Origin of the sequence: Parvibaculum sp. (assembly GCF_045863935.1) — a bacterium.
Classification (GTDB): domain Bacteria; phylum Pseudomonadota; class Alphaproteobacteria; order Parvibaculales; family Parvibaculaceae; genus Parvibaculum.
Window position 1 is genome coordinate 76,348 of record NZ_BTVP01000010.1, and the last position, 19,045, is coordinate 95,392.

17 protein-coding genes are annotated in these 19,045 nt (G+C 65.3%); 7 read left to right on the top strand and 10 right to left on the bottom strand.

Annotated elements, in window-relative coordinates; all coding sequences use genetic code 11:
• Positions 1-47: 47 nt before the first annotated feature.
• The 6 genes from ACKUUH_RS06285 to ACKUUH_RS06310 all read right to left on the bottom strand — a co-directional run bounded on the left by ACKUUH_RS06285 (position 48) and on the right by ACKUUH_RS06310 (position 7,118).
• Positions 48-197, bottom strand: a complete 150-nt coding sequence (locus tag ACKUUH_RS06285) for a hypothetical protein (protein ID WP_407949029.1) — start codon at positions 195-197, stop codon at positions 48-50.
• Entirely contained in the window at positions 194-1,285 is a 1,092-nt protein-coding gene (locus ACKUUH_RS06290) for an acyl-CoA dehydrogenase family protein (RefSeq protein WP_407949030.1), read from the bottom strand. Before ACKUUH_RS06290 ends, ACKUUH_RS06285 begins: the two co-directional genes overlap by 4 nt.
• 12 nt (positions 1,286-1,297) lie before the next feature.
• Positions 1,298-2,491 carry an acyl-CoA dehydrogenase family protein gene (locus tag ACKUUH_RS06295; protein WP_407949031.1) on the bottom strand — a complete coding sequence of 398 codons (1,194 nt, stop codon included), beginning with the start codon at positions 2,489-2,491 and terminating at the stop codon, positions 1,298-1,300.
• A 157-nt stretch (positions 2,492-2,648) separates the two neighbouring features.
• Entirely contained in the window at positions 2,649-4,745 is a 2,097-nt protein-coding gene (locus ACKUUH_RS06300; RefSeq protein ID WP_407949032.1) for a putative bifunctional diguanylate cyclase/phosphodiesterase, read from the bottom strand.
• 187 nt (positions 4,746-4,932) lie between these two features.
• Positions 4,933-5,745, bottom strand: a complete 813-nt coding sequence (locus tag ACKUUH_RS06305) for a DUF1365 domain-containing protein (protein ID WP_407949033.1) — start codon at positions 5,743-5,745, stop codon at positions 4,933-4,935.
• On the bottom strand, positions 5,742-7,118 hold the full coding sequence (locus ACKUUH_RS06310; protein ID WP_407949034.1) for an NAD(P)/FAD-dependent oxidoreductase: 1,377 nt from the start codon (positions 7,116-7,118) through the stop codon (positions 5,742-5,744). The genes ACKUUH_RS06305 and ACKUUH_RS06310 overlap by 4 nt, the downstream gene beginning before the upstream one ends.
• A gap of 267 nt (positions 7,119-7,385) precedes the next feature.
• Between ACKUUH_RS06310 and ACKUUH_RS06315 the strand changes: the two genes are divergently transcribed.
• Together ACKUUH_RS06315 and ACKUUH_RS06320 are read left to right on the top strand one after the other, a co-directional pair.
• The gene (locus ACKUUH_RS06315; protein ID WP_407949035.1) at positions 7,386-7,970 is read left to right on the top strand and encodes a sigma-70 family RNA polymerase sigma factor; all 585 of its coding nucleotides are present in this window, start codon (positions 7,386-7,388) and stop codon (positions 7,968-7,970) included.
• Positions 7,967-8,641, top strand: coding sequence for a ChrR family anti-sigma-E factor (locus ACKUUH_RS06320; protein ID WP_407949036.1), 675 nt, complete (start codon positions 7,967-7,969; stop codon positions 8,639-8,641). The genes ACKUUH_RS06315 and ACKUUH_RS06320 overlap by 4 nt, the downstream gene beginning before the upstream one ends.
• 3 nt (positions 8,642-8,644) lie before the next feature.
• Here the strand turns inward: ACKUUH_RS06320 and ACKUUH_RS06325 are convergent, their stop codons facing one another.
• Positions 8,645-10,774 (bottom strand): TonB-dependent receptor, encoded by a 2,130-nt coding sequence (locus tag ACKUUH_RS06325; protein ID WP_407949037.1) that lies wholly within the window; start codon positions 10,772-10,774, stop codon positions 8,645-8,647.
• Between the two features lie 198 nt (positions 10,775-10,972).
• On the opposite strand from ACKUUH_RS06325, the gene ppk2 reads away from it, so the two are divergent.
• The 5 genes from ppk2 to ACKUUH_RS06350 all read left to right on the top strand — a co-directional run bounded on the left by ppk2 (position 10,973) and on the right by ACKUUH_RS06350 (position 16,249).
• The gene (gene ppk2, locus ACKUUH_RS06330) at positions 10,973-11,797 is read left to right on the top strand and encodes a polyphosphate kinase 2 (protein ID WP_407949038.1); all 825 of its coding nucleotides are present in this window, start codon (positions 10,973-10,975) and stop codon (positions 11,795-11,797) included.
• 7 nt (positions 11,798-11,804) lie between these two features.
• Positions 11,805-13,163 carry an MgtC/SapB family protein gene (locus tag ACKUUH_RS06335; protein WP_407949039.1) on the top strand — a complete coding sequence of 453 codons (1,359 nt, stop codon included), beginning with the start codon at positions 11,805-11,807 and terminating at the stop codon, positions 13,161-13,163.
• Positions 13,160-14,011 carry a 23S rRNA (adenine(2030)-N(6))-methyltransferase RlmJ gene (locus ACKUUH_RS06340; RefSeq protein ID WP_407949040.1) on the top strand — a complete coding sequence of 284 codons (852 nt, stop codon included), beginning with the start codon at positions 13,160-13,162 and terminating at the stop codon, positions 14,009-14,011. The genes ACKUUH_RS06335 and ACKUUH_RS06340 overlap by 4 nt, the downstream gene beginning before the upstream one ends.
• Before the next feature lie 164 nt (positions 14,012-14,175).
• The gene (locus tag ACKUUH_RS06345) at positions 14,176-15,501 is read left to right on the top strand and encodes an MFS transporter (RefSeq protein ID WP_407949041.1); all 1,326 of its coding nucleotides are present in this window, start codon (positions 14,176-14,178) and stop codon (positions 15,499-15,501) included.
• A gap of 88 nt (positions 15,502-15,589) precedes the next feature.
• On the top strand, positions 15,590-16,249 hold the full coding sequence (locus ACKUUH_RS06350; protein WP_407949042.1) for a hypothetical protein: 660 nt from the start codon (positions 15,590-15,592) through the stop codon (positions 16,247-16,249).
• Here the strand turns inward: ACKUUH_RS06350 and ACKUUH_RS06355 are convergent, their stop codons facing one another.
• The 3 genes from ACKUUH_RS06355 to ACKUUH_RS06365 all read right to left on the bottom strand — a co-directional run.
• On the bottom strand, positions 16,250-17,569 hold the full coding sequence (locus tag ACKUUH_RS06355; RefSeq protein WP_407949043.1) for a peptidoglycan-binding domain-containing protein: 1,320 nt from the start codon (positions 17,567-17,569) through the stop codon (positions 16,250-16,252). It abuts the gene before it with no gap.
• A gap of 185 nt (positions 17,570-17,754) precedes the next feature.
• Positions 17,755-18,063: a DUF2834 domain-containing protein gene (locus tag ACKUUH_RS06360; protein WP_407949044.1), complete on the bottom strand. Its 309-nt coding sequence runs from the start codon at positions 18,061-18,063 to the stop codon at positions 17,755-17,757.
• A 545-nt stretch (positions 18,064-18,608) separates the two neighbouring features.
• Positions 18,609-19,045: hypothetical protein (locus tag ACKUUH_RS06365; RefSeq protein ID WP_407949045.1), on the bottom strand; the 437-nt coding region annotated here is incomplete at its 5' end.

Below are 19,045 nucleotides of genomic sequence, written 5' to 3' on the forward strand. Positions count from 1 at the left end.
GGGGCGGGTCAAACGGCCCGTCGGCGCAGCTTGTCTGCAAAGGCAGACTATCGCAGGCCGTTTGGGGCGGGGGCGCTCACTGAACCGGCACGAATTCCGGCATCGCGAAACAGTGCGCCGACGGACGCAAACTTCGTTCCCTTGCCGAGCTCCAATTCCCGGATGGCCTTTTCGGTCGCTTTGTTGGGAATCTTCATGCCGCCCAGCCCTGCATGACCGCCGCCTCATGGCGCACGCGCTCCGGCGAACCCAGCAACTGCCGGTTGAGCCCGATCCGCTTGAACCAGTAATGCAGGCCGAGGAGATCGGTAAAGCCCATGCCGCCATGCACCTCCGTCGCGGTGCGCGCGACGAAGCGGCCGACCTCGCCCGTCATGCCCTTGGCATGCGCCGCCATCAGGCTCGCCTCGTCGGGCATCGTGTCGAAGGCATGCGCCGCATACCAGACGAGCGAGCGGCAGGGTTCGAGTTCCGATGCCATCTCGGCGCACATATGCTTCACCGCCTGGAAGGAGCCGATGACGCGGCCGAACTGCTTGCGCTCGCCCGCATAGGCCACAGCCTTCTCGATCATCATCCAGCCCGCGCCCAGCGTGTCGGCGGCAAGCATCACCCGGCCGGCGTCGATCATGCGGCGAAGCGTGGCCGCGGCGTCGCCAGACGAAAGTGCCTCCGCTTCCACATTGTCGAATTGAAGCTCGCTGAGCCCTCTCGTCAGGTCGATGGATGTGAGCCTCACCTTGGTGAGCCCCTTCGCATCGCCCTTCACGAGATGAAGCCCGCCCGCCTTGTCGGCAACGACAAGGACGTCTGCCGCCTCCGCCTCAAGTACAAAGAGCGACTTGCCGTTGAGCTTGCCCCCGGCGGCGGTCACGCCCGCACCCTCGCGCGCGCCCGACGCCGCCTCCGCGAGGGCAACGCCCGCCTTCGCTTCGCCGCTTGCGAACTTCGGCAGCCATGCTTCCTGCTGCGCCTTGGACCCCGCGCCCGCAATCGCGATGGGCGCCATGACCGCCGTCGCCGCAAAACCCGCAGGCGTCACATAGCGCCCGAGCATCTCGGCAACGAGCGCCGCGTCGAGCAGCGTCATCCCCATCCCGCCATGCGCCTCCGGCACCATCATGCCGTAAACGCCGAGTTCGGCGAGCGCGTGAGCGATATCCGCCGCGTCCGTTTCGCCCTTGTCTGCCGCCGCGCGCACGCGCTCCAGCGGCGACACGCGCTCCAGCGTTCCCCGCACACTTTCCTGAAGCAGTTTCTGGTCTTCCGACAATCCGAATTCCATATTCCCGCTCCCTCAAGCCTTCGCCGGTTTCGGCTCGCGCGGCATGCCGAGCCCGCGTTCCGAGATGATGTTCTTCTGAATTTGCGCCGTGCCTCCGCCGATGATGAGGCCGAGGTCGAACATGTAGCGGTGCTGCCAGCTCCCATGCGCGCGCAGATGCGGGCTGTCGCCGTAAAGCACGCCGATTTCGCCCAGCGCGTCGATGGCGAGCGCGGCAAGCTGATGATTGATCTCGCAGCCCTGCAACTTCACGATCAGCCGCGCGATACCCGGATCTTCCTTTTTCAGCGACGCCGTCAGCAGCCGGAGCCCGTGGAACTGCATCGCGAACACCCGCGCCTGCAACTGCATCAGCCGGTCGCGATAGACCGGGTGGTCGATCAGCCGCGTTCCGTCCACCGTCTCCTCATGCATGAGGTCGACGATTTCCTTCAGCCGCGTTCCCGCCTGGTTCGGATCGCCAAGCATGCCGCGCTCATGCTTGAGCGTCGCATTGGCCACGAACCAGCCCTGCCCGCGTCCGGCGACGATGTCCTTCTGCGGCACGCGCACATCGGTGAAGAAGACTTCGTTGAATTCGGCATGTCCCGTCATCGTCTTCAGGGGACGCACCTCGATCCCCGGCGTCGTCATCGGGAAGATGAGATAGGAAATGCCCTCATGCTTCTTCGCGTCGGGCTCCGTGCGCACAAGGCAGAAGATCATGTCGGCGGCATGCGCCGTCGAGGTCCAGATCTTCTGGCCGTTGATGATGAAGTCGTCGCCGTCTTCCGTCGCCCTGGTCTGCAGCGAAGCGAGGTCCGAGCCCGAACCCGGTTCCGAATAGCCCTGGCACCAGACGACCTCGCCCTTGAGCGTCGGCTCGATCCACTTCTTCTTCTGTTCTTCCGTGCCGAGTTCGAGAAGCGTCGGCACCAGCATCGAAATGCCCTGGTTCGCGATCCCCATGGGAAGCTTCGCGAGCGTGAACTCCTCCGCGATGATCCGCGACTTCAGGATGTCGGGCTCAGCACCATAACCGCCATATTCCTTCGGGATCGTCCGCGCCGTAAGTCCGTGCTCGATCAGCAGGCACTGCCAGGCAAGCGATTCCTCGGAAGGCCGCGCCACGCCGAAGCGTTTCGGCGCCTTGTCCTTGTGCCTGGCAATGAAATCGCGCACCTCTGCGCGGAAAGCGTCGTATTCGGGCCCGTAAGCGAGATCCATTGCCGTCTCCCGTCGGCGCGGCATTGTGAGCCGCACTCTGTTCTGAGTTATCTGGCGGGAAGTTTAGCGTCCCTAACGATTTCGTAAAGCAGCGCCGCGCGGGAAACAAAATCCGCCGCGCGACCTTGCGTAAAATCGGGATGGGATTCCGGAAAAGTCAGGCGGCCGTGCCCGCTGCCTTCGCCTCGCCACGCAGGCCCCCTGCCGGCGAATTGCGCAGGAAGACCTCGAATTCGGCCGCGGGCATCGGGCGTCCGGCAAAATATCCCTGCACCTCGTCGCAGCCAAGCGCCTCCAGGCGCTCGTACTGGTCGGCCGTTTCGACACCCTCCGCCACCACCTTCATACCGAGCGCATGCGCAAGGTCGATGATGACCTTGGGGATCACATGCCCGTCGCGCCGGTCGGCGACATCGTGAACGAAGCTGCGGTCGATCTTGAGCCGCTTGACGGGGAAGCGCTTGAGATAGGCGAGCGAGGAATAACCCGTGCCGAAATCGTCGATGCCGATGCCGATACCGAGCCCGCGCAGACGGCGCAGTGTGCCGATCACCACGTCGACATCCTGCATCACCATGCTTTCGGTGACTTCGAGTTCGAGATATTGCGGCGAGAGACCGTTCCGGATCAGCGTATTCGCGATCGTATCCGTCAGGTCCGTCCGCCTGAGGTCGATGGCCGAAACGTTCACCGCCAGGCCGATCTTCGTCAATCCCTGGTCCTGCCATTCCCGGTTCTGCCGGCAGGCTTCGTTCAGCACCCACTTCGTCAGCGGCACGACAAGCCCGCTCCGCTCCGCGACAGGAATGAAGAGCGAAGGCGGCACATAGCCGCGCTCCTCGTGACGCCAGCGGACAAGCGCTTCCGCGCCGACGACGCGGCCGCTCGTAACGTCGACCTTCGGCTGGTAGAAAAGCGTGAGCTGATCCTTTGCGAGCGCAGCGCGAAGGTCGCGCTCGATCGTGTTGCGCTCGATCGCGCGCAAATGAAGTTCGTGCCTGTAGAGCACGCAGGCTCCCGCGCCTTCGAGCTTCGCGCGCGACAGCGCAAGGTCGGCATTCTTGATCAGCACATCGGCGTCGCGCCCATCTTGCGGATAGAGCGTGAGGCCGACGCAGGCTGCTTGCTGCACATCCTGCGAGCCGAGCCGGAAAGGAGCACCGACGGCACGCACGAGACGGCTCGCAAGCTGCAGCGCGTCATCCGCATTCTTGATGCCGGGCATGATGACGCCGAATTCGTCGCCGCCGATGCGCGCAACCGTATCGCCCTCGCGCGCGCAGCCGCGCAGGATTTCCGCCGTGCGCTGCAACAGCTTGTCGCCCGCATCGTGTCCCAGCGTGTCGTTCACATCCTTGAAATTGTCGAGATTGAGGATCATCACCCCGACATTGCGCGCTCCGGCATTGTGCCCATTCAGCTTTTCGCCCGCTCCGACATCGGCTGCAAGCTGCGCCTTGAAATGCCCCCGGTTGCCGAGCCCGGTAAGCCCGTCCGTCGCGGCAAGCACAACGAGCCGCGCCTCACCGTCCGACTTTGCCCGAAAAGAGTCGGAGAGAGCGCGAGCGATGATGCCGATTTCGTCGTCCGGTCCCGCCGCTTCCGCCTTGCCCTCGCCGCCCGTCTCGGCATAGCGCTTGAGCGCCTCGATAGGCGCGACGACGACGCGGTGAACGAGCAACGACAACGACAGGATCGCGAGGATGACCGCAATGACGAGCCAGGTCATCAGGTGCCATGCGTCCGCCACGGTCTGCGAGGCAAGCAGGTCCGTATCGACGCGGATGAGAACAGTCGCAATCCGGTTCATGCGCGGGAAGTCGGCGGCGAGCGCGTAGTCGCCGGGATATCGGCCATAGCCGCCGAGCCGTCTCTGCTGCGCGACCGCCTGCGTTTTGCCGGGTTCGAGGTCGTCCTCGATCTCGACCGGTTTGCCCTTCCATGAGGGAAGCGAGGACAGCACGATCAACCCATCGGCGTCCGCAACCGCCGCGCCCTTGAGCGTCGTCGCGCCCGCCACTGCCTGGATCACCGGCTCGATGTCGGCAAACGTCTCCGCGTTCCGCGCGGCATAGGCGATGGCATCGCCCACACCCGCCGCGCGCGACCATGCCCTGAGCTCAAGGCTTGTGCGGAAATCGTAGAGCGTATAGGCGCCGCTCAGCACGAGCATGACGGCGCCGATCAGCGTGAGCAAGCTCACCACCTTGGCGCGAACGGAAACGAAATGGTCCGAGATTTTCGCGCGCAACAAGGCGTGTGCCGCCCGCAGTCTCGCGGATGGCGGCAACGCACCTGCATCTTGACGGGAAACCGGTCTGGGTTCGGCTCCCTCTCCCGTGCCTCGCTCGGCCACTTCTGTCCTTCCGCGTCGGGAAACCGGACAAGCCGGTTGTTGCGTGAACTCAGCCGTTTATAATGGGAAGGGCCCTAAAATTGAGTTACGCCGGCGGAAGCTGTGCGCCTTGATTGTCCCGAAACGGCACGATTGTTACCGGACTTGCCGGTGAGGCCGGGCGCGCGGCCAGCCGCAGGCCCTTCCGCCAGAGCCGGAACGCTTCGACATGGATGCCCGCGATCACTTTCAGCGTCATCAGCGGATAGCGGAAGAAGACACTGAGAAGCGCCGCATCGCCGAAAGACACCGCCTTGCCCGAGAAGGAGGCCGTGAGCAGCGCCCCCTCGCCGTCGCTTTCGCGGATCGTCATGGCGAACCGCTTTCCCGGCCTGAGCAGTTTGAACCGGTAGCGCCCGCCAACAGGAATGAAAGGCGAGACATAGAAAGCCTTGTCGCATTCCTGGGTCAGCGTCTCCGTTTCCCCGTCCTCGACCGGAATGAGATAGCTGTGCCGGTCGCCGAACGTATTGTTGACCTCGTAGAGCATGGCCGCGAGCGATCCGTCCGCGCGATGGCAGAAATAGAGCGTCAGCGGATTGAAGGCATAGCCGAGGATGCGCGGAAAGCTGAGCGCGAGAATGCGCCCGCCGCCGGTGTCGATCCCGGCCCGCAAAAGTTGTGCTTCCACCCATTGCCGCACCGGCCGCCCCGAGCCGTCGCCATGGTCGCGGTCGTGAAAGCTGAAAAGCGAAAACCGGTTATGCGCGAACAGCCGGGTTCGCCGTGCGAGGTCCGGCAGGTCGTCGAGATCGAGCAGCATGTAGAAGACGCGGTAGGAAAGCTCGTGCGCGCGCGGGCGAAGGCGTTTGTGGAACACCACACCCTCATAGAGCCGCGATTGCATTTCTCCGCTCACGCCGCTTCCCTCGCCTGTCGCGCGAGATGGATGCGCCCCGACGCATTCTCGACCGTCCAGGGCCGTTGCACGCCACCAAGCTCCTCCGCCACCGCAAGTCCGGCCTGCAATCCGTCCTCATGGAAGCCGGAGCCGAAATAGGCGCCGCAGAACCATGTCCGCCGCCTGCCCTGAAGCTGCCAGAGCGCGCGCTGCGCGGCAAAGGCGCCCGCATCGAAGATCGGATGATCGTAGTCGATCCGCGTCACGACGGTTCCCGGCGCGGGCGCATGCGAGGGATTGAGTGTGACGAAAAGTTGCCGCTCCGTCGGCAGAGCCTGCAGCCGGTTCATCCAGTAGCTCACGCAGACCGGGCTTCCCGCACCGCCGCCCATGTAATTCCAGCTTGCCCAGACGCGCCGCTCGCGCGGCATGAAGCTCGCATCGGAATGCAGCCAGGCGACATTGCGCTGATAGGGCATCGCGCCGAGAATATTCGTTTCTTCCGGACCGGCATCGCCGAGCATCGCCAATGCCTCGTCGCTATGCGAGGCAATGACGATGTGATCGTAGCGCTCGCTCCCGCCGCGCTCGTCCCTCACCGTAACGCCCGCCGCATCGCGCTCGACACGGGCAACGCCGGCGCCACAACGGATGCGCCCCTCGAGCGTTTGCGTGAGTTTCTTCACATATTCGCGCGAGCCGCCGGTCACCGTCCGCCAGGCCGGCCGGTTCTTCAGGCGCATCAGCCCGTGATTGTCGAAGAAGCGCAGAAAGGCGAGCGCCGGAAACCGCTCAACCTGTTCGACCGGGAGCGACCAGATCGCCGCACACATCGGCAACAGGTGATCGTCGCGCAGGCTCGCCGAATAACCCTGCTCGCGCAGGAAGTCGCCGAGCGGCTTCTCGTCGAGCCCCTCCGCGAACATGAGCGCAGGTGCCGCGCGATAGAGCTTCACGATGTCGCCGATCATCCGCCACATGCGAAGGGAAGCGATGTTGCGCCGGTCCGCGAACAATCCGTTGAGCCCGGAGCCCGAATATTCGAAGCGCCGCCGCCCGCCCGTATCGAGCGATGCCGCGAACGACATGTTGCTTTCCTGCGTCGCGACGCCGAGATGTGCGAACATCGCGGTGAGGTTCGGGTAGTTCGCTTCATTGTAGACGATGAAGCCCGTATCGACCGGCACCTCGCCTTCCGGACAATCGGCAACGACCGTGTTCGAGTGTCCGCCCGGTCGCGCGGCTTTCTCGTAAACCGTGACGTCATGGCGCGAGGAGAGAAGCCATGCGGCGGCAAGACCTGAAATGCCGGTTCCCGCGACGGCGATCCTGAGCCTTGGGCCGGAGCGCCGCTCGATGGGGGACGCGGCGCGGTCGTCGAAGGGAACCATGAATGAAGCCTCTGGAGAATGAACGCGAACTGCCTTGCTTACGCGGCATCCCTGGCCGCGGATCACAGACCCGCCTTGAGGTCCGCCCGCAATCGCTTTCGCCGGGGCGTTTTTCTCCCTAGACTCAGGCCCGAAGGCCGACTTCCGGGTGATCCGCACCGGCCGGGCGCGCGTATGCCCCATATGCCGATGCAAACCGCATTCGAGATCAGACCGGCCCGAACCGTCCGCCAGAACTGGCGGCCGCATTTGAGAAAGCTGGGCCTGATGGACCGCGACCAAGCGTCGGAAGAAACGCCCCCGGAGAGCCCCGAGGAGATGGCCGCGCTGATCGCCGCCATCGCCCGCGATGCCGACCGGACGGCTTTCGCCCGCTTGTTCGGCTATTACGCGCCGCGTCTGAAATCCTATCTCCGGCGCATGCGCGTGGACGAGCGTCTGGCCGAAGACCTCGCCCAGGAAGCGATGCTCACCGTCTGGCGCAAGGCGGCGCTCTTCGATCCCGAAAAGGCGTCCGCCGGCACATGGATTTTCACCATCGCGCGTAACCGCTTCATCGACACGGTGCGCCGCGAGCGCAGGCCCGACTTCGATCCTCTGGACCCGATGCTGCAGCCAGAGGAGGCGCGTCCCGCCGACGAGGAAATGGCCGGCGCCGAAATCAGTGTCCGCGTCCGCGCCGCGCTCACGGAGCTTCCGCCCGATCAGGCGGAAGTGGTCGAGCTTTCCTTTCTCGAGGGCCTGCCGCATTCGGCCATCGCCGAGCGGCTGGGTCTCCCTCTCGGCACGGTGAAATCCCGGTTGAGACTTGCTTTCGCCCGTCTCAGGACGGCGCTGGAGGATTTGAAATGAACGCCCGCACGCAGCGCAGAACGGTAACGCATCGCCTCGGCGACGAGTGGCTGATGGCCTATGCCGCGGGGACGCTGAGCGAGGGCCAGTCGCTGCTCGTCGCCTCGCATCTGAGCTATCTCGATGACGCGGCCACCCGCCTTGCCACGGCCGAGGCGGCGGGCGGCGCATTGGTCGAAGCCCTCCGGCCCGACACCATGTCGCCCGACGCGCTGGCAAGGACGCTCGCTCTTCTCGACGCGCCCGCGCCCGCGCCGCGCGCCGCACATGCCTTGCCCGGCGATCCCCTGCCGCCGCCGCTGCGTGCCTGGCTCGGCGGCAAGAGCGTGGACGAACTTCCCTGGAGCTATCTTGGTCCGGGCATGAAGAAGGTGAAGCTCTGGCGCGGCGGCCCGAACGACCAGCGCCTCTGGATGCTGCGCGCCGCGCCCGGCGTGAAGATTCCCGAGCATGGCCACAGCGGCACCGAACTCGTCCTCGTGCTGAAGGGAAGCCTCGAAGACCCGCATGGTATCTTCCACACAGGCGACGTCGAGGAGTGCGACGGCAGCCTCTCGCATGGTCTGAAGATCGGCGGCGAGGAAGAATGCATCTGCCTCGCCGTCACCGAAGGTCCGACGCGCTTCAAGGGCTGGATCGCGAAGCTTCTCCAGCCCTTCATCGGGCTCTGAAGGTCAGAACCGCGCCGTCACCACGAAGCGCACATTGCGTCCCGGCTGCAGCACGTCATTCTTCTTGAACGACACATGGTTGCGGATGTCGGCATCGAGCAGGTTTTCGCCAACCAGCGCGAGCTCGATGGCGTTTCCGCCCGTCATCTCTTGCGGCAGCAGATAGCGGACCTCGCCCTTGAGATCGGTATAGCTTCCCGTCTCCGTCTCGCCTGCGGACAACCGGTCCTGGGCAAAGGCATGCAGGAAACCGAAGCGGCCCGAAACCCGCTCGCCCGCATAGAACATGCCCGCTCCCGCCCGCATCGGCGGAATGCGCGGCACGTTGCCACCCGCATCGAGTTCGGCGCGCACCATGTCGAACTGACCGGTAATACCCGCCCGCGCCGTGCCCCGGCGCATCAGCGTCACGCTGCCTTTGGTTTCAAACCCGCGAAACGTCGCATCTTCCTGCGTGAACAGCACCTGGTCGAGCTCCGTGCCCGCGCCATGCGGCGTACAGGTATCGAAACTGTCGTCGCAGACCTCACCCGTCAGCCGCTTGTAGATGAAGTCGCTGAACGAGGTGTGGAACACCGCCGCCTCGAAGGAATAGTCGTCGCCTTCGCGCCGCGCATTGATCTCGAAGCTCAGCGCCTTCTCCTTGCCGAGCGTCGGATCGCCGATCTCGAAAGTCTCCGTCGCCTCATGCGGTCCCTTGGAGAAAAGTTCGAGCGCATCCGGTGCGCGCTCCACATGTTGCGCGGTCACGCCGAACACCCATTTCGCAGCAGGACTGTAGACAAGTCCCGCCGAAACACTGGTCGGCGTGAAGCTCCGCGACACGGCGAAATCCGTGGGCGCAAGCGGAATACTCGCATCGAGCGCGCGGCCCGAAACATCGACATGCTCCACGCGCCCCGCCAGTTGCAGTTTCAGCGCCTCACCCGCAAGCGGCATTTCCTCGAAGAGGAACGCGGCCGCCGATTCCGTTTCGCTCGGCGCAAGCAGTTCCCCGCCCTCGCCCGACGCCACGATCTCGCGCCGGTGAAGCTGCACGCCGAAGGCGCCCGTGAACGGCCCCACCGCCCGGTGCAGGAACTCCGCGCGGCCTTCCCATTCCTCGTCGTCGAAACGCGACCCCGTGACGCCCGCCGCATCGACCTCGCCATGGGTGTAGTCGCTATAGCCGCCCGCGAGGTTCATGCCCGCAAGGAAGCCGTTTGCGAATTCAAGTTCGCTGGCGAGCTGAACCTTCGTCTGGTGCATGTCGATATGCACGGGGTTCAGCGGATCGCCCGGCGCGGGAATGCCGTATTTGCTGTCGTAATAGCTGACCGATCCGCCCGCATAGCCGTCGAAATCCTCATTGCCCAGAATGACCGAAGCGCCGCCAGAAACGCCGGAGGTTTCCGTCCAGGTTTCGCTCTGCCGGCTCGTCGCGCCCGGAATGCGGTAATCGTCCGTCTTCCGCGCCAAACCATCCACATGGAAAACGACATCGCCCGCCGCCGCCTCCATCTTGCCGTGGCCCTGCCGCCCGTCGCTCACGCTGTCGTAGCTCGCGCCCGCCTCTGCGGCAAAGCCGCCTTTCGGTACGGCTTTTGGAATGCGGTTGTTGATGACGTTGACCACGCCGCCCATCGCCTGGCTTCCATAGCGCAGCGTCGCCGGCCCGCGCACCACTTCCACGCGCTCGGCCGAGAGCGGATCGATCGGCACGCCGTGATCCTCGCTCACCGCCGAAACGTCGCCCGCGCCGATCCCGTTCTCCTGCATTCGAACGCGCGTATTGTCGAGGCCGCGAATGATCGGCCGGCTCGCGCCCGCCGCGAAGGAGCTTTGCGTAACGCCGGGCAGGTCGCCGAGCAGCGCGCCGAGCGTCGTCGCGGAGGAGCCGAGAATGCCGTCGCGCGTGACGATGTCGACGGGCGCCGCAAGCTCGTCGATGGGCGTGGCAAGCGGCGAGGCGGTCACCACGACTTCGGGCAGGTCCACGGCGGCCTGTGATGCCGCTGCCTCCTCCGTATCGTCTCCGGCCGCGATCTCCTGCGCGAAAGCCGGTTTCGCGGCAAACGCGGAAAAGGACATGGCGGCAAGCGCGAAAACCGATACGCCGAGAAGCGCCGCGCGTGAGCGCTCCCCGTGGCGCAAGCGCGCTTCCTCTTTCCGATCCGCGCAAAGATGCTCCCCGGCCCGCATGACTGCCCCCTGAGATAATGTTACGTTATAACATCTCAAGAAATGGCAGACCCCGCCGCTCCGGTCAAGCCCCTGAGCGGGCATCGGGTGACGGTGCGGGAAATACCGGCTAGCTTCTCCCTGTACCTGCTTCGGAGGCCGCCGGAAGCGATGTCAGCAAGCGAAAAGAAAAAGAAGGAAAAGACCTCCAGCGAGCCGCCCAAGCTGCCGCAAGAGCTTTCCCACAAGGCATACAAGGACGAGCTCTATCGCCTTCAGGTCGAGCTGGTGAAGCTTCAACGCGACATCATCGCCGAAAACCGCAAGCTCCTCGTCATCCTCGAGGGACGCGACGCCGCCGGCAAGGATGGCATCGCCAAGCGCCTCGTCGAACACCTCTCACCGCGCGAGACGCGTGTCGTCGCACTCGGCAAGCCGTCCGACCGGCAGCAGACCGAATGGTATTTCCAGCGCTTCACGGAGCATCTTCCCGCCGCGCAGGAACTCGTGATCTTCAACCGCTCCTGGTACAACCGCGCCGGCGTCGAACGCGTCATGGGGTTTTGCTGCGAGGAGGACTATGAGCGCTTCATGGTTTCGGTCGGCATGTATGAGGACATGCTGGTCGGCTCCGGCATCCAGCTCGTGAAATATTATCTCGACATCTCCAGACCCGAGCAGAAGAAGCGCCTTCAGGACCGGCGCGAGGATCCGCTCAAGCAGTGGAAGATTTCTCCCGTCGACCAGGTCGCCCTGAAGCACTGGAACGCCTATAGCCGCGCCCGCGACGAGATGCTCCTGCGCACGCACACTCAGGTCGCGCCATGGAATGTCGTCCGCGCCGACGACAAGCGCCACGCCCGGCTCAATCTCATCCGCGATATTCTCGCCCGCATCGACTATCGCGGCAAACCGTCGGACGGTATCCATCCCGATCCCCGCATCGTCATTCCTTTCGAGCCCGCGCTTCTCGGTGCCGGCATCCTTGCGAAGTGAGCCAGCGATGGAAGAGCAAAGCGCCGTCCCCTTTCTCGCCGAACTGCCTGAAGCACTGCTCGAACCGGAGCGGCTTCTCGTCCTGCTGGGTCTGAGCTTCTTTCTCGGCCTCGCCTTCGAGGAATATTTCGGCGCCCGCCGCTTGAAGGCGCCCGGCGGTGTGCGCACCTTTCCGCTCCTCGCGCTCAGCGGTGCGCTTCTCTATGCGCTCATGCCCGAAACCGCGCTTCTCTTTCTCGGCGGCCTCGTCGTGCTCGGCGCCTGGCTGTCAATCTGGTACTGGCATCGCCTCGCCATCCAGCTTGCTGAACCGCGCATCGAGCATGAGCCCGGCATCCGCCTCGACGGCGGCATCATGGCGCTGGTCGGAAACCTCATCGCCTATCTTCTGGGACCGGTGACGCTCACGCAGCCGCTCTGGGTGCCGGTCGCCATCGCCGTTGCCGCCGTCCTTCTCACCGGCGCGCGCGAACGTCTTCACGCCTTTGCCGAAACGGTCGGCGGGGGCGAACTCGCCACGCTCGCCAAGTTTCTCATCATCATCGGCATCGTCCTGCCGCTCGTGCCGGACGAGCCCGTCACCGACATCACCAGCATCACGCCCTACCAGGTCTGGCTCGCCGTCGTCGTCGTGAGCACGCTCTCCTATGCGAGCTACATCGTGCAGCGTTTCGTCGCGCCCCGCCGCGGCCTTCTCTATTCGGCGGCGCTTGGTGGTCTCTATTCCTCCACGGCGACGACCGTCGTCCTTTCGCGCCGCGCCCGATTGGCAGGCAGCGGGGCGGCGGGCGCCATGCCCGCGCTTCATACGGCGATCGTCCTCTCGACGAGCGTCATGTTCCTGCGCATCCTGATCGTCGTCGCGATCTTCAACGTCGATCTCGCTTCCGCGCTCGCCCCCTCGCTCCTCGCGCTCCTTGCCGTCGGCCTTGTCATCGCTGCCGCGCTCTACTGGCGCAAGGACGACGCGCAGCCGGGTAGCGCGGATGAGGTTCTCCCGCCCTCGAACCCGCTCGAAATCCAGACGGCGGTCATCTTCGCGCTGCTCTTCATCACGCTCTCGCTCGCCGTCGGCTGGGCGAATGCCAATCTCGGCGAGGAAAGCCTTTTCGCGCTTGCCGCGCTGGCGGGCATCACCGATGTCGATCCGCTGGTGCTCTCCATCGCCCAGGCGGCGCATGGGCCCGCAGCGCTTTCGCTCGACGCCGCCGCGATTCTCATTGCCGCCTCCTCGAACAATGTGCTCAAAGGCGTCTACATTCTCACCTTCGCCGGGCGCGGCGCGGGCGCCGTTCCCGCGCTTGCGCTGCTCGTTCTCGCCGCAGGCGGCATCGCCGCCGTCTTTGCCACCCTCGGACTCGCATGAACTACCGCCACGCCTATCATGCCGGCAATTTCGCCGATGTGATGAAACATGCCGTTCTCGCACTCGTCGTTGAACATCTGAAGAAGAAGGAGAAACCCTTCTTCCTGCTCGACACCCATGCGGGCACCGGCATGACCGATCTTTCGGGCGAGGAAGCGCAAAAGACCGGCGAATATGGCCAGGGCATCGCGCGCCTTCTCGCCGCCGCCGATCCCCACCCCGCGCTTGGCGTCTATCTCGACGCCGTGCGCGCGCTTGGCGGCTCTCCGCTTGCGCTCTATCCGGGCTCGCCCGCCCTCATGGCGCATCTCGCGCGGGCAAACGACCGCCTCGCCTTCTGCGAACTCCACCCCGAGGACGCCGCCACGCTCCGCGCCAATTTCCGCCGCGACGCGCGCGTGAAGTGCCACGAGATGGACGGCTACACCGCGCTGAAGGCCATGCTGCCGCCGAAGGAGCGGCGCGGGCTCATCCTCATCGACCCGCCTTTCGAGGATCGCGGCGAATTCGGCACCCTCGCCCGCGCGCTCGGCGAAGCGACGCGCCGCTTCGCCACCGGCACCTTCCTTCTCTGGTATCCGGTGAAGGACCCCTCCGTCTCCGGCGCCTTTCTGGAGCGCCTCGCCGCCGACGGTCCGCCGAAAACGCTCGCCCTCGAACTTCACGTCATGGCCACGGATCCCGCCCGCATGACGGGCTCGGGCATGATCGTCGTGAACCCGCCCTTCTCCCTCACCGGCGAAGGCCCCGACGGGAAGTCCACCATCCGCTCGCTGCTCGACTGGCTCGCGATAACACTGTCACAAGGCCCCGGCGCCCGCGCGCGCGAGGAATGGTTGCGGGACTAGCCGTTCGCCAGCGAACAGCCTTCCCTGAAACTTTTACGACAAGCCCACTGACCGAAGCGGCCAATCGAGTCTATAAAGGCCCCGGCGCCGCAAGAGCAGCTTCCCAAAAGTGGATACCGGTTTTGGGACAAAAGCATGCTCGAAACAAAAAGTCGGAAACAGAGGTGACGCCGCCAGGTAAGTGCCAGATGAACCAGCCGCTCACCGAGGAAGAACTCGCCCGCCGTCTCGCCGAGGCCGAAACCGCCTATGAGGCGGAGATCGAGTCGAACCTCAAGCGCAACTACGTCGCGAACCTGGCTCACGGCCTGCTCGGCCAGACGGGCTTCCGCCTCGTCAACGCGCCCACCTTCGTCCCGGCCTATATCTATCTTCTCTCCGGCTCCGAATTCGCGGTCGGCCTTGCGCTCGCGGCGCAATGGTTCGGCGCTTCCGCCTCCTCGATCTTCGGCGCGACCCTCATCGAACACAGGAAGCGCGTCCTGCCCATGGGCCTCCTCATCGGCTGGGGCATGCGCGCGGGCGTGCTGGGTCTGGCGCTTGGCGGCTTCTTCCTGCCGGACGACCTCGCGCTGCTGACCGCCATCGGCTTCCTCTGCGTCTTCGGCCTTTTCAACGGCATGCAGGCGGTGATCTTCAACACGCTGATGGCCAAGGTCATCCCGCTGCGCCTGCGCGGCCGCCTCACCGGCTTCCGCAATTTCTCGGCCGGCCTCACGGCGGCGGGCGTCTCCTATCTCGGCGGCAAATATCTCGTCGAGGGTCACGCCCTCGGCAATGGCTACGCGACGACCTTCCTCGTCGCCTTCGTGCTTACCTCCATCGGTCTGTCGCTGCTGATGCTGGTGCGCGAGCCCGAGCCGCCGACCATCCGCGCCCGCGCGAAACTCGCGGGGCGCCTGCGCGAAATTCCGCCCATGCTGCGCGCCGACCCGGCACTCACGCGTTTCTATCTCGCCGCCGCGCTTGCCGCGCTGGGCACCATGGCCGTTCCCTTCTACATCCTCTATTCGGGCGAACGCATCGGCCTGTCGGGCACCAATCTCGGCATCCTCTCGACCGCCTTCCTCCTCGCCCAGACCGGCGCGAACCTCGCCTGGGGCACGCTCGCCGACAGGTTCGGCAACCGCATCGTCTTCATATTGTCGGTCGGCCTCTGGGCCGTCTCGACCTTCGCCCTCCTCTTCACGCATGATTTGTGGGGCCTCGCCCTCGTCTTCGCCGGCCTCGGCGCGGGCCAGGGCGGCTTCCAGAACTCGAACCAGAACATCATCGTCGAGTTCGGCGCGCGCGACGACCTGCCCATGCGCATCGCGGTCCTGAACACCGCCACCTCGCTGATGCAGGCGATGGGCCCCCTTCTCGGCGGCCTCATCGCCCGGGGCGTCTCCTTCACGGCGCTCTTTTCGCTCTCGATCGCCGTGCTCGCCGCCTCCGTCGTCACGATGGTCTTCGTCGACGAGCCGCGAAAGCGCCGCCTGAAGGGCTGAGCCCTGAAAACAAGCCTTTGTTCAGCTTTCCCGGCCCATAATCGCCCGCGCCGCCGCTCCCGGCGGGTGCTTCATGCGGGACCGTGACATGCTCCGACTGCCATTCCTCGCCGCTGCCATCCTCGGTGCATGGGCGCTCGCCTCGGCGTCCGCTCCCGCTTCGGCCGCCTTCATGGACGAGGCGGCGCAGGCCGTGATCGACGAGCGTTCGGCGGCGATGTTCCGCCGCATCGGCGTCAGCGACCTCTACCGTTTCAACCGGCTGGAAAAAGCGCTGGCGGGCGGCACCGCCGGCCTCGAAGACCTCGACACCGGCCTCGAACTCGGCCACCGCTTTCTCGACAGCGAGCCGATGTTCGCGGGCTTCGTCTTCGGCGCCATCGCAAGGGCCTACAGCGCGGGCACGCTGCCGCCCATCCGCCAGACGGGCGAGGCGCTCTACTGGAACGCCGTCGCCTATGACCGGGTCTGCGCGAAGGACGGCGAACTCTGCCAGGCGCTTGCCGCGAGCGCTCTCTCCGGCCGTCCGGGCTCGGGCGCACTCAAGGCGACCGCGCTTCGCTATATCGACTTCGCCGACGCGGTCGCGTCGAACCAGCTTCCGCCCGACATCGCCGCCGACGCCGCCGCGCAGTGCCGTCTCGCCCATGAGCTGATGGCATCGCGCGCCGCCGCCGAGGGCCGCCAGGACGATGCTTTCTACGGGCGCGGGCTCGTCACCGCCTGCGACCCCGCCACGCTGCGCTGATCAGGACGCGGACGCGCGGCGCAGCTGCTCGAGCGTCGCCATGTCCACCTCGCCCGTCACCGGCAGCCCGGCATTCTTCTGGAACAACGCCAGGGCCTGGCTCGTGCGCGGGCTCTGCTCGCCCGTCGGCGCTCCTGCCGCATAGCCGAGCCGCAGCAGCCTCACCTGCGCTTCCGCCGTCGACGCCCGGTAGTCGCGGCCGCGTTGCGTGCCCGGCAGGTTGAAACGCGGCGGCAGCAGGTCGGCATTGACGGGCGCGGACGCGCGCGCCACCGCCACCCGCCGCGCCCCCGTAAAGGGAATGCGCGCGAGCGGGGTCGGCACGCGATATTCCTCGAACAGATGCTCGGCGGTCGCGACCGCAACAGGCGCCGATGCGGATGGCGCCTCCGCAACGGCCTCCCCCTGCCAATCGATGGCCGCATTCCGCGCGGCGATGAAGAACAGGCAGAAACCCGCCACCGCAAAGGCGCCCGCGCGCCATTGCGGCCCTTTCCCGGCAAACATCGCTTCGGACAACAGCGAGCCCGCGCGCACCACCGCCATCGCGGCGCCTTCGGTGAACCGGCCCACCGCCGCGAGCCCTTTCAGGCCGCTGTCCCGAAGCGCGGTGGCGATGGCAACCGCCCCGCGCTGCGTGCCCGCCGCCGCATCGGCCGCGGGCCACAGCGCCCGGAAGAAGAGGATGATTGCGCCCTGCAGCAGGGCGAACACCACGCGGAGCGACAGGTCCCGAACGGCGCCGCCCGCCGCGCCCATCCGCGCCCCCAGCCGCGCGACGACCACCCGCGCACCCGCCGCCCGCGCCGAAAACCATGCCGCCAGCGACAGGCGAGGCATCGCCACCCGCGGCACCCGCACGCTCAAACGCGGCAGACGGACGCTCGGCATCCGAAGACTGGGGAAACGAACCCGAGGAAGCGCCACATCAGGAAGCCTCGGGCGCGGCAAGGTCACACGCGGCAGCGTCACGCGTGGCATCGACACGCTCGGCATCGATACACGCGGCAGCCTCACACGCGGCAGATGAATTTCCGGAATCGGAATTGCGGGAATCCGGAGCCGAGGCAGCCTCGCCCGCGACATCGCCGCGCGCAATCGCGCGGCAAGCGTCGTCCGCCGCGCGTCCTTTCGCCTGATGCGCCGGGGGGTCGCGCTGATCCGCGCGAAATCCTCCTCGTTCCAGGAGGACGCCTCACCGGCGCGAGACGCGGCGTTCCGGCGCGCCGCCTCTTCGGCCGGCCCGGAAAAATCCCATTCGTCCGGCCCATTGGCCGCGCCTTCGCCGGCCGCAGGTCTGTCGTCTGTTGAATCGTTCATTGCCTGGCCCGGTCCATGCCTGTTCGGCGCGCCCCGCCCCCTGCGAGGGAGAAACGGGAGCGCACACAGGGCTCGAGAACCGCTGCCAGTTTGCCTTCAGCCGAAGGCCAACTGCGTGATCGCTTCGTGACCGAAGCCCCGGAAAGCGCGGAACCCCGCCATCCGTTGCCCGAACGCAACGCTCATCAAGCTGTCTGCGCCGCGCGCGATTTCACTTCGCGCGCCACGAGATAGAAGAGCGGCCCGAAGGAACCGGCAACAAGCGTCAGCACCACGAAGGGCCAGGGATTGACGCCGCTCGTCTTCGCATCGCCGATCATCCAGATGATCGCGAGCACGCAGACGATGACGAGATCGGTGAGCACCTGCATCCCGGCATAATTCTGGAAATGCTGCATGAAGATGCCGATATACCCGGCCTCCATCAGCGCCATGGCACTGAGCGCCCCGAAGGCGGCGATGACGGCCAGCAGAGCAACAAGACGGTGCGACATGGAAATTCCTCCCGATGGTGTGGTGCGTTGGGAGAAGTCTCGCCGCGCCGCATCAGCGCGGCAATTACCTGGGAGGTAGGAGCGAGACTGACGGTTCCACGCGCCCCTACTACATGTCATGCCCGGACTTGATCCGGGCATCCAGTAGCCGCCACAGGCGGCGTCCCCCTGCGCAAGAAATTCTTGTGAAGAGAGACGGCGCGCGCTGCGCGCCTTCTGGATTGCCGGGTCAAGCCCGGCAATGACGATGTGGCTTGACTTAATTCCACCCACAGATGTCATCCCGGGGCTTGTCCCCGGCCACTCGCAGCGCCATTTGCCGCAGCGGTCGACGCAACGCGCACCCTCACCCCAAACTCGTCAGCCTCGGCTGTCAGGCCCTCGTTGTAGGAATTGCTCGCAGCCGTTTCATTCGCAGAGCAGGCCGTTCCCTCACCAAGAAAGGCACCTCTCAGGAAGATAGTGTACCAAGAGATCACGCGACCGTTCTTGCAGATAACAGAGGCAAAACGATTGGCCTCTCCAGACCACCACGGAGACTTTAATCACTCTTTCTCTCTAGAAATTTGAGAAAGCCACTGGCGTACCCAAGCTCGAGCATCGAGATAGAAATGGTAAGGCTTTAACGCGGCTCGCCACCAAAACCCGAAAAACACTTCGTCCAGCGGCGGATGGAACGGCACACGCCTTGCCAAACCCAATTCAAAAACCGTCCGATTACGAGGAACAACATCTTCTGGAACGAATTCGATGTCTCGCGCCCACAAGCTCAACACTCCCTTGAGAGGCATATGATAGGAGATATCTGTTCCAGAGAAACTGGTGCAGTTAACAGCACAAACTCTGCCATGGCGGTCAAAAACTGGTCCACCGCTGTTTGCACCATACATTTTCATCTCGGACCGCAAGCACGGAAAAGGCATCACCACCTGACCTGCGCCCCAAGTTTCATCCAGTCGGAAGTAGAGTCTCGTGACCATTT

Coding starts and splice junctions, on each gene's coding strand:
- ACKUUH_RS06285 (WP_407949029.1), bottom strand. CDS start 197: ATGAAGATTCCCAACAAAGCGACCGAAAAGGCCATCCGGGAATTGGAG.
- ACKUUH_RS06290 (WP_407949030.1), bottom strand. CDS start 1,285: ATGGAATTCGGATTGTCGGAAGACCAGAAACTGCTTCAGGAAAGTGTG.
- ACKUUH_RS06295 (WP_407949031.1), bottom strand. CDS start 2,491: ATGGATCTCGCTTACGGGCCCGAATACGACGCTTTCCGCGCAGAGGTG.
- ACKUUH_RS06310 (WP_407949034.1), bottom strand. CDS start 7,118: ATGGTTCCCTTCGACGACCGCGCCGCGTCCCCCATCGAGCGGCGCTCC.
- ACKUUH_RS06315 (WP_407949035.1), top strand. CDS start 7,386: ATGGACCGCGACCAAGCGTCGGAAGAAACGCCCCCGGAGAGCCCCGAG.
- ACKUUH_RS06320 (WP_407949036.1), top strand. CDS start 7,967: ATGAACGCCCGCACGCAGCGCAGAACGGTAACGCATCGCCTCGGCGAC.
- ppk2 (WP_407949038.1), top strand. CDS start 10,973: ATGTCAGCAAGCGAAAAGAAAAAGAAGGAAAAGACCTCCAGCGAGCCG.
- ACKUUH_RS06335 (WP_407949039.1), top strand. CDS start 11,805: ATGGAAGAGCAAAGCGCCGTCCCCTTTCTCGCCGAACTGCCTGAAGCA.
- ACKUUH_RS06340 (WP_407949040.1), top strand. CDS start 13,160: ATGAACTACCGCCACGCCTATCATGCCGGCAATTTCGCCGATGTGATG.
- ACKUUH_RS06350 (WP_407949042.1), top strand. CDS start 15,590: ATGCTCCGACTGCCATTCCTCGCCGCTGCCATCCTCGGTGCATGGGCG.
- ACKUUH_RS06355 (WP_407949043.1), bottom strand. CDS start 17,569: ATGAACGATTCAACAGACGACAGACCTGCGGCCGGCGAAGGCGCGGCC.
- ACKUUH_RS06360 (WP_407949044.1), bottom strand. CDS start 18,063: ATGTCGCACCGTCTTGTTGCTCTGCTGGCCGTCATCGCCGCCTTCGGG.